Genomic DNA, 8,956 nt, shown 5'->3' on the forward strand with positions numbered 1-8,956 from the left:
CTGACCACACGAGTGCGGTCAATAGCGCGGTGTTCAGCCCAGACGGCACGCACATCCTCACCGCCTCACGAGATGGCACGGCGCGGCTGTGGGACGCCACCGGCCAGCCCCTCGCCACCCTCACTGACCACACTGATTGGGTCAATAGCGCGGTGTTCAGCCCAGACGGCACGCACATCCTCACCGCCTCACGAGATGGCACGGCGCGGCTGTGGGACGCCACCGGCCAGCCCCTCGCCACCCTCAGAGGCCACACAGGCGTAGTCACGAGCGCGGTGTTCAGCCCGGACGGCACACGCATCCTCACTGCCTCATATGATGGTACAACGCGGCTGTGGAACACGATAGGCCAGCCGCTCGCCACCCTCGCCGGCCACACAAGCGTAGTCACAAGTGTAGTGTTCAGCCCGGACAGCACACGCATCCTCACTGCTTCATATGATGACACGGCGCGGTTGTGGGACGCTACCGGACAGCCCCTCGCTACCCTCAGAGGCCACACTGATTGGGTCAATAGCGCGGTGTTCAGCCCGGACGGCACGCACATCCTCACCGCTTCGTATGATGGCACGGCGCAGCTGTGGGATACCACCACCGGCCAGCCTCTGGCCACTCTCGCCGGCCACACGAGCTGGGTCACGAGCGCAGTGTTCAGCCCGGACGGCACCCGCATCCTCACCGCCTCATATGATGGCACGACGCGGCTGTGGAACGCCACCGGCCAGCCCCTCGCCACCCTCGCAGATCACACGTTCGGTGTAGATATCAATAGCGCGGTGTTCAGCCCGGATGGCACCCGCATCCTCACCGCCTCCACCGACAAGATGGCGCGGCTGTGGGACGCCACCGGCAAACTGATCACCACCCTCACCGGTCACACGAACTGGGTCACGAGCGCGGTGTTCAGCCCGGACGGCACCCGCATCCTCACCGCCTCACAAGATCGCACCGCCCGGCTGTGGGACGCCAGCGGGAAGCTCCTGGCTACGCTCTCCGGCCACATGGCCGGGGTCAATAACGCGGTGTTCAGCTCGGACGGTGCCCGCATCCTCACCGCCTCACAAGATCGCACGGCGCGGCTGTGGGATGCCCAGGGCCAGCCGCTTGTCACCCTCGTTGGCCACACGGATGGAGTCAACAGCGCGGTGTTCAGCCCGGACGGCGCCCGCATCCTCACCGCCTCACAAGATCGCACGGCGCGGCTGTGGGATGCCCAGGGCCAGCCGCTTGCCACCCTCGTTGGCCACACGGATGGAGTCAACAGCGCGGTGTTCAGCCCAGACGGCACCCGCATCCTCACCGCCTCACAAGATCGCACGGCGCGGCAGTATCTTGTCTCCGGCAAGGATCTGCGCCGGGCAGCGGCCTGCCAGGTGGGACGTGGGCTCACCCAGGAGGAGATTGATCGCTTCCAGGTGCCCACGCCGCTAGCCTTCGATTACAACAAGCGTGTGTGCCCGCCGATATACAGCTGGGAGCAGCTGTCCAAGTAGGCGGTACACAATCCACACCACCCGCGCGTTACGCTGATCCAACAAGCAGTGACACACACGCGCCGACCAGGATCTTCCCTGGCCGGCGCTTTTTTGCACCCACTAAGGAGCCCCTCCGCGTTCGCGTCTTCCCCCCTTCCGCGTTCGCGCCTCCCGCTCTGTTTCGCGTCTTTCGTGATCCAGACGCCCTTGTGCTATACTGTTCTCCACCCGTGAACAGGAGCGCACGATGACCGCCACGCCCGCCGGCCGGCTGCTGATCAGCCACATCCCCCTGCGCGGCCCGGAGCTCGCCCAGCTCTACGCGGCCATCGCCTCGCGGCCCGGGGCCACCCTCGACGACCTGCGGGCCGCGCTGTGCGCCGCCGGCGCCGGCGACTCGCCCGACGACCTCGCAGACGCGCCGCTGCGCGAGGCCCTCAGCTTCCTCGCCATCGCCGGCCTCATCGAGGCCAGGGGCCGCCCGCGCCGCCACACGGCGGCGCCGCGCCTGCCCGGCGCGCCCTTCCGGCTGCTCCTGAGCCACCACCTCGCCGCCCACCCCGAGCGGCGCCAGCGCGCGATCGCCCTTGTCCACCGCCAGCTGGTGAGCGACGACACCCTGGCGATCACGCCCCAGGCCCTGCGCGACCAGATGGAGCGCGGCCCGCTGCGCGACCTCTTCGCCTGGACCGGCGAGAAGCTCGCGCTCTGGGCGCACCTCTCCGCCTTCGTCGGCCTTGTCCGTCGCAGCGAGCGCTCGCCCGATCTGCTGATCGTCCCCCAGCCGGGCCTGGTACTGGACGCGCTGCGCTGGGCATCCACGCAATCGACTCCCCTCCTCGCGGATGCCCTTACCCTGATCGACGCCGAGCTCTTCGCCTGCTTCACCGCGCGCGGGCGTGTCCACCGGGGCCTCGCCCAGACCCTGCTGGCCATGGAGCGGCTCGGCCACATCCGCATGACGCACCACGCCGACGCCGCCCGCTCGCTGCTCCTCGGCGATCGTCGGGTCAGCCAGGTCGAGTTGCTTGATCTGACGAAACGTGTTTGAAGGCTCAGCGCCTAATCTGCAATCTGCAATCTGCAATCTGCAATACTCCTATGCCCTACCCCGCCCCCTGGGATGCCGCCCGCGTCCGCCAGGTGCTCACCACCGAGAGCCGCCAGAAGGCCCGCGACCTCTTCCTGCGCACCCACCGGCCCTTCCGCCAGATCCGCGTGGATCTCTGCAAGGAGGCGGATCTGGCCGGGCGCTTCATCGGCGAGGAGCAGGTCTACACCCTGATCACGGCCGGGGCGCTCGACGCCGACAACCGTCTGTTCTTTATCGTCGGCGAGGCCGGCGCCGGCAAGAGCGAGCTCTGCCAGTGGCTGGAGTATCGCGCCGAGCCCGCCCGCCGCCTGGCCATCCACATCCCGCGCGGCATGACCAGCGCCGCCCACGTGGCCGCCCTGCTCCGCCGCGCCCTCGGCATGGCCGGCGCGCCCCTGCTCCGCCGCACCCCCGTCGCTACCCAGGCCCGCCATGTCGCCCTCTCCGCCGCCGTGCTGCTCTATGAGCAGGGCGACCTGTCTCTTACACCGGCAGCAGCCTGGGAGGCGCTGCTCGATAGCCCAGCCACACGCGCCGCGATCGCCGAGCACCTGGCCGCCGCCGCGCGCGGCGACACCGGCCACCAGCTCCTGCCTGCGCCCGATGCTATCGGCCCGCAGCCGAGTCTTAGCGCAGATGCCATCGCATCCAGCTGGCCCGCCCTGCGCCGCCTGGTCGCCCTGGCGCTGGAGCAGGCCCTCTGGCTCGGCGACCTGCGCGACACCCTGACTCAGATCGCCCGCGCCGCCGTCGCCTCCGGCGTGCGCCCGCTCCTGCTGCTGGAGGATGTCACCGCCTTCCGCGTGCTCGGCGACCGCCTGCTCGACTATCTGCTCGACCTGACCAGCGGCCACTTCGACGCGGTGATCGGCGTGACCACCGGCTTCGAGCGCACCCAGCTCGCCGGGGCCACCCTCGCCGGCGACCTGACCCACGTCCACCACCGCCTGCGCGCCCGCCTGGTGCTCACCGATGACCTGGGCCGGGCCTACGGCCTCGACGACGAGGTCGTTGACCTGGCCCGCGGCTACCTGGGCGCGATCCGGGGCGACCTGGCCGACCCCGCCCTCGCCGCCTGCGACGACGCCTTCGGCCCCGGGCTCTACCCCTTCACCGAGACGGCCCTGCGGCGGGCCTTCGCCGCGCTCCACGAGGAGGGCAGCCCGCGCCAGACGCCGCGCCTCTTCCTGGAGCACGTCCTCGGCGCGGCCCTGCTCTCGCCCGAGCCGCCGCCCGCCGCCCTGGATCGCTCGGCCCACCTGCTCTCGCCGCCGGCGCTCTTCCTCGCCGACGATGCGCCTGACCCCGCCCTGCGCGGCCTGCTCCGCTGGTACGGCCATGTCGGCGACGACGCGATCACGCTCGACCGGCGCATCGCCGAGCTGTGGGGCGTGCCGGTGCCGCCCGATCTGATCCACGACGGGCAGATCCGCGTCGCCCGCGCCTACGTCGCCCCCGCCGCTGGCGCGCCCGCCCCCGCCGCCGACTGGCAGCGCGAGCTGCATGAGCTCCAGCAGTGGCTCGATCAGGGCGGGCGCTACCCCAGCCGCGAGACGCTGAAGGCCGGCGTCGAGCGAGTCATCCTCGCCATCGGCGACCCGCGCGCCCTTGGCAGCCCGGACTCGCTCTCGCTGAGCCGGGCCGAGATCTGCTACGCCCGTGGCGACGAGCGTATCCCGATCGCCCTCGGACGCGAGAGCGGCGACCAGCCGGTGACTCAGGTCTCGCCGAAGCTCTGTGTGCGCGGCCTGCCCGAGGAGCGGGCCATCCTGGAGGAGCTGGCCTACCTGGCGCTCAGCGGCGCCGAGCTCTCGCAGGTCTGCCGGAACCTGGCCCTGACCCTGGCGTGGGCGCGCGGCCACTTCGACACCTACCAGGCGGATATTCGGCGGCTGCTGCGCGATCAGGTCGGCCTGTCCGCCGAGCACCTGATCCTGATCGCCTGGCGCATGATCGCGGGGCTGCGCGGCGAGCCGCTCGACGGCCCGCCGAACCTGCGCCCCGACGCGGGCGGCGTCGTGTCGCCCTGGTCGGACGGCGCGCAGCGGGCCTGCGCCACGGCGGGGGCCGATCTGCTCGCCCGCCGCGAGATCTTCCGCCGCCTCTATATCGGTGCCTTCACCTTGCGCGACACCCTGCTCGACCGCGAGCGCCGCGACGCGGCCATGGTTGACTTCGACCCCGCCGTGGCCATGGAGCGTCTAGCCGATCTGCCCCTGGCCTCGCTCAAGACCACGCCCTTTCGGGTGCGCCCTGGCGGCGAGAAGCTCTACGACCTGCTCGCCGCCCTCCATCGCTACGCCTCCGCCCTGCGCCGGCTCGACTTGGCCGGAGAGCTACGCCGCGACGCTGAGGATCTCGCCGCCCGCGCCCGCCACCTCGACGCGCAGAAAGGGGTGAACCGCGTGGAGTTGCGGCGGCAGCTGGGGATGCTGCGCTGGAGCTGCGGCGAGGTGGGGGTCGTCTGGCGCGAGGGCTGGGATGCTGCGCTGGAGCTGCTGGCTGGGGTGGATGCAGAAGCGATCATGGCGCTGCGCGGCCAGGTTGCTGCGGCGAGCGCGGCAGCGGCGGCGACAGACGTAGATATATGGACGTACCAATCGCTGCGCCACGCCGTGCGGCCCGCCCTGACGCACCCCTACTGGGGCGCAGCCGAGACCGTGGGCGCGATCCAGTCCGAGCTGCTGCGGGCCGCCCGCGCGCGCTACCGGGGGGCGGGCAAGTCCCTCACCGCCACGCCGGGCTACCGGGCGCTGCTGAAGACGGTGCGGCAGATCAGAAAGGGAGGAGGAGAGGATGGAGATGCGACCGCTCGATGAGGCCATCGCCGCCGCGCTGCGCGAGGTGGGCGAGCTGGAGGAGCGCGACCGGGCGGGCCGGACATGCGCCAGCTAAGCGATAATCCTTGCTTGACGTACTGAACACCTAGATTATGATAGAAGCGCTACCATACGATAGCAATGGTAGCAAAGCCTTGGCTATGAGGTTTTGCGCTTCTTCTTCGGCGTCGGGGCGGGTGAAGCTGCCGCATTCGGCAGCACTTCCTGTAGCGTAAGAAGCAGTTGACGCTGTTGCTCCAGCGAGCTATGCAGCAGTTGCCGCTGCGAGTCGATCATGCTCTGAATCTGGACGAGGTTTTGGGTGATGTGGCCGATAGCCATTTCCACCGACATCTTCTCTTGTCGCCAAAGCCGTGCAAGCTCGTCAGGTGCCATCGTGCCCATCGCGCTCACCTTTCACATTTGTACGCCTATTGGCGTAATTCTAGCGCGAGTTGAATGGCTTGTCAAGGCTGTATGGCATGTTTGGGGATCGATAGGAGTTCTATGAGTCGGTTTGGTGAGAAGTTACGCTATCTGCGCTTGCAACGCGGCCTGACGATGCGCGAATTGGCCGATGCGCTAGAGTTCAAGTCGCACGGCTTTATCGGCGATCTGGAGAGTGGGAGAAAATACCCTTCGCTTGACCTAGCTGTCAAGGTTGCGGACTACTTCGGGGTGACGGTTGATCAGCTTGCGCGGGATGATCTCAATGTAGAGGGCTAAATCTGTCTACTCAGGTTCGGCATCATGCCAGCGATGCCAAGACGCGCCAAGTTGTTGCCGCACCAGATCACCGAATTGATGTGCTAATGCGTTTGCCTGAGCTGGATTGTCTTTCGCACTGAGCCACTCATCGTAGGAAATCTCAACATACACGGTTATCCAATCGAAGATAAGCGCTTCCGGCTCCTGGTATGTGTCAGTCGCAAGAAACACCTTTGGGGTCTTGACTTCAATAGACAAGACTTTTGTTCCAGGTGGCACGTTATCCAACTCAAAAAACACCTGACGCTGCCTCAATTCCATAGGTGTCGTAGCTCCTGAAGAAAAATACCGCTGCGCTACGAGCGTATTATACTCTTAGAAATACAGTTATGGAATAAGGTCTGCTCACGTTTCGCCTTGATCGCCTCTACTAGTGATCAAGCCAGATAATGAAAATGGGTCGGAGAACTGCGAATCCGTAATCCTATGGTGAGTAGGTAAATGTCACTAGCAACTCTGATAAGCCAATGGAGCTATTAGCTTTCTCCGCTACCCTAAGGATTAGTTCTCTGATATAATGGTACTGATGTCACCGCCAACAAAAACAGTCAAGTTGTTCATCGTGAACAAAAACCCCGCTCGAAAGAGCGGGGTTTCTGTTTGTTCTCTAACTCAGAACCGAGTAGGGAAGGGGGCTTGCGTCGCTTATAAAAGCGCCTTATTTCAAGTTCTCACTCCTGTTGGCGTTTGTTAACACCTTCCGTATTAAGAACCGTGTGAGGGAATAAGTCGCTTGCAACACCAATCAGTAAATACTCAAGAAAAGTCAAAGACGTTTCGCCATATTCCCTCCATATCCCAGGCTTATATGACTGCCATGCCTTGCACCAAAAATAAGTTGTATGGTTTAAGCTTGGACTGCTACTTGGATACGATGAGAAAAGCATTTCAGCCCACCGCACATATTTCTTTGGCGGGTTTCTTAGATCATGTCCAGGACAAACGACAGAGCTTAAATCACCAAGGTGATATTCGTAATTATAACCCCATCTACAAAAGAAAGGATGTGTCGACCGAATACCTTTAATATTAGCCGATAAGGATCCTTTTCGGCCAATCTTTTCTGTTTTTCCGATGTACAACGGAACCGCAATGTCTTCTTCAGACCAGAACATCATGTAAATTAAGCCGTCATAGTTGTTTGATCCTATCTTGTAGTCATCAATTACCTTATTCGCTTCGGTAATAACTATATCTTCCATTTCTGGTGAGCGCTTAAGAATAGTTCTTTGGTTTTGACCATGTGTAAAGGTCTGCACGAGGTTGTTGCTTTCAACAAAGAGAGGTGCGGCTCGCTCTACCACCTTATGCTCATCACAGAATGACTTCCAGAGAGCCAATTTTTGCTGTCTATCAAACTTGTTTGCCATGTTCTCATTTCAAGAACTCAACTACCAAAAAAGAGACGGCCAATTGCCATCCTCTGTCTACGTCTTAGTTGCCTAGACATAGAGCATTGTGACAAGTTCTTGAATTGAGAACACATTACTGCTTCATAGTTCTATTGTCAAGTAGTAAGGAATTGATGATGCGTCTACTAGGAATAAAAGTTCGTCGTCTACGGGAACAAGCAAACTTAACTCAATCTGAGCTTGCAACGAAACTGGGACTGAGCGACCAGTCGAAAGGAGTAGTTAGTGAGATTGAAAGCGGAAGAAAAATCCCCAGGACGGAAGTTGTTCTGAAATTAGCGATTATGTTTGAGGTTTCTACCGATTATTTGCTGCGCGATGATATAGCTATCAAGGACTAAGGGAAGGTGACGGAGCACACCCGTAGTGATTACCGCGAGACACTGGCCCTGCGACCATGGGACTATTGTGAGTGCGCTATCTGTAAGGAGATCAACATAGAGGTGATAATCTTCCGGGGCAATAACCGTAACCGTCGGCGCGGCTTTCATAACACCTGGCAGCTCTATGAGCAACTTCACGGCCATATACAAAAACTCCCCCCACCGCTTGATGCGAAACCCAGCGATGTTGAGCAGATACCATTGTTATGAGCCAGCGCCCGCTCGTTCGCGCCGCCGCGATCTGCCGCCTGCTCGATGTGGCCTACGGCCGGCCAGATCTGGGGAACCACGCCGACCCGGTGGATGAGCTGGTCTACATCCTGCTCTCGACGATGACCACCGAGGCGAACTACCAGCGCAGCTACGCCGCCCTACGCGCGGCCCTGCCGACCTGGGAGGACGTGGCGGCTGCGCCCGTGGCGGTCATAGAGGCGGCCATCGCCGTCGGCGGCCTGGCTCCCACGAAGGCCCGGCTCATCCATGCCCTGCTCGCACGGCTGCGCCGCGACTGGGGCGGGTTTGACCTGGCATTCATGCGCGCCTGGGCCATCAGCGACCTGCGGCGCTACCTGACGACCCTGCCGGGGATCGGCTACAAGGCTGCGACATGTGTGATCGGCTACTCCTTCGGCCGCGATGTCTGCCCGGTGGACACGCACACCTACCGGGTGGCGGTGCGCCTGGGCTTGGTGCCGCCAGAGACGCCCGAGCTAGGCCGCCCGGCCCACGTGGCGGTCGAGCTATCCCTGCCGCCAGGCGAGCGGCTGGGCTTCCACATCAACGCCGTGGCCCACGGTCGCGCCCGCTGTCACGTCGAGCGTCCCAACTGTGATAGCTGCCCAGTCTTGGAACACTGCATTGCGCCGGAGGCCGGACGCTATAGTCGGCGGGATGCGAAGACGTAGTCATACCGGCCACTCCACATCAACGTAGATACCCACGTGCCATGATCACGGCGTGCATCCTCGATCTTCACGCGTGCATCCTCGATCTTCACGCGTGCATC

Annotated in this window: 9 protein-coding genes; 6 read left to right on the top strand and 3 right to left on the bottom strand. The window is 63.4% G+C overall.

Annotated elements, in window-relative coordinates; all coding sequences use genetic code 11:
• From K2Z83_RS15175 to K2Z83_RS15185, 3 genes are all read left to right on the top strand, one after another.
• The coding region (locus tag K2Z83_RS15175; RefSeq protein ID WP_370650190.1) for a WD40 repeat domain-containing protein at nucleotides 1-1,493 on the top strand (1,493 nt) is incomplete at its 5' end.
• A 229-nt stretch (nucleotides 1,494-1,722) separates the two neighbouring features.
• Nucleotides 1,723-2,526, top strand: coding sequence for a hypothetical protein (locus K2Z83_RS15180; RefSeq protein WP_220596032.1), 804 nt, complete (start codon nucleotides 1,723-1,725; stop codon nucleotides 2,524-2,526).
• The gene (locus tag K2Z83_RS15185; RefSeq protein ID WP_220596033.1) at nucleotides 2,523-5,387 is read left to right on the top strand and encodes an ATP-binding protein; all 2,865 of its coding nucleotides are present in this window, start codon (nucleotides 2,523-2,525) and stop codon (nucleotides 5,385-5,387) included. Before K2Z83_RS15180 ends, K2Z83_RS15185 begins: the two co-directional genes overlap by 4 nt.
• Before the next feature lie 159 nt (nucleotides 5,388-5,546).
• Here K2Z83_RS15185 and K2Z83_RS15190 read toward each other — a convergent pair whose 3' ends face one another.
• Nucleotides 5,547-5,792: a hypothetical protein gene (locus K2Z83_RS15190; RefSeq protein WP_220596034.1), complete on the bottom strand. Its 246-nt coding sequence runs from the start codon at nucleotides 5,790-5,792 to the stop codon at nucleotides 5,547-5,549.
• Nucleotides 5,793-5,894: 102 nt separating this feature from the next.
• On the opposite strand from K2Z83_RS15190, the gene K2Z83_RS15195 reads away from it, so the two are divergent.
• Nucleotides 5,895-6,113, top strand: coding sequence for a helix-turn-helix domain-containing protein (locus tag K2Z83_RS15195; protein ID WP_220596035.1), 219 nt, complete (start codon nucleotides 5,895-5,897; stop codon nucleotides 6,111-6,113).
• Between the two features lie 6 nt (nucleotides 6,114-6,119).
• Here K2Z83_RS15195 and K2Z83_RS15200 read toward each other — a convergent pair whose 3' ends face one another.
• The gene (locus K2Z83_RS15200) at nucleotides 6,120-6,416 is read right to left on the bottom strand and encodes a hypothetical protein (RefSeq protein WP_220596036.1); all 297 of its coding nucleotides are present in this window, start codon (nucleotides 6,414-6,416) and stop codon (nucleotides 6,120-6,122) included.
• Between the two features lie 410 nt (nucleotides 6,417-6,826).
• A complete protein-coding gene (locus K2Z83_RS15205; RefSeq protein WP_220596037.1) occupies nucleotides 6,827-7,525 on the bottom strand; it encodes a hypothetical protein in 699 nt (232 codons plus the stop codon).
• A gap of 155 nt (nucleotides 7,526-7,680) precedes the next feature.
• Here K2Z83_RS15205 and K2Z83_RS15210 point away from each other — a divergent pair, with 155 nt between their 5' ends.
• A complete protein-coding gene (locus K2Z83_RS15210; RefSeq protein WP_220596038.1) occupies nucleotides 7,681-7,908 on the top strand; it encodes a helix-turn-helix domain-containing protein in 228 nt (75 codons plus the stop codon).
• Nucleotides 7,909-8,156: 248 nt separating this feature from the next.
• Nucleotides 8,157-8,855, top strand: a complete 699-nt coding sequence (nth, locus tag K2Z83_RS15215; protein WP_220596039.1) for an endonuclease III — start codon at nucleotides 8,157-8,159, stop codon at nucleotides 8,853-8,855.
• Nucleotides 8,856-8,956 lie beyond the last annotated feature (101 nt).

Origin of the sequence: Oscillochloris sp. ZM17-4 (genome assembly GCF_019599295.1) — a bacterium.
GTDB lineage: Bacteria > Chloroflexota > Chloroflexia > Chloroflexales > Chloroflexaceae > Oscillochloris.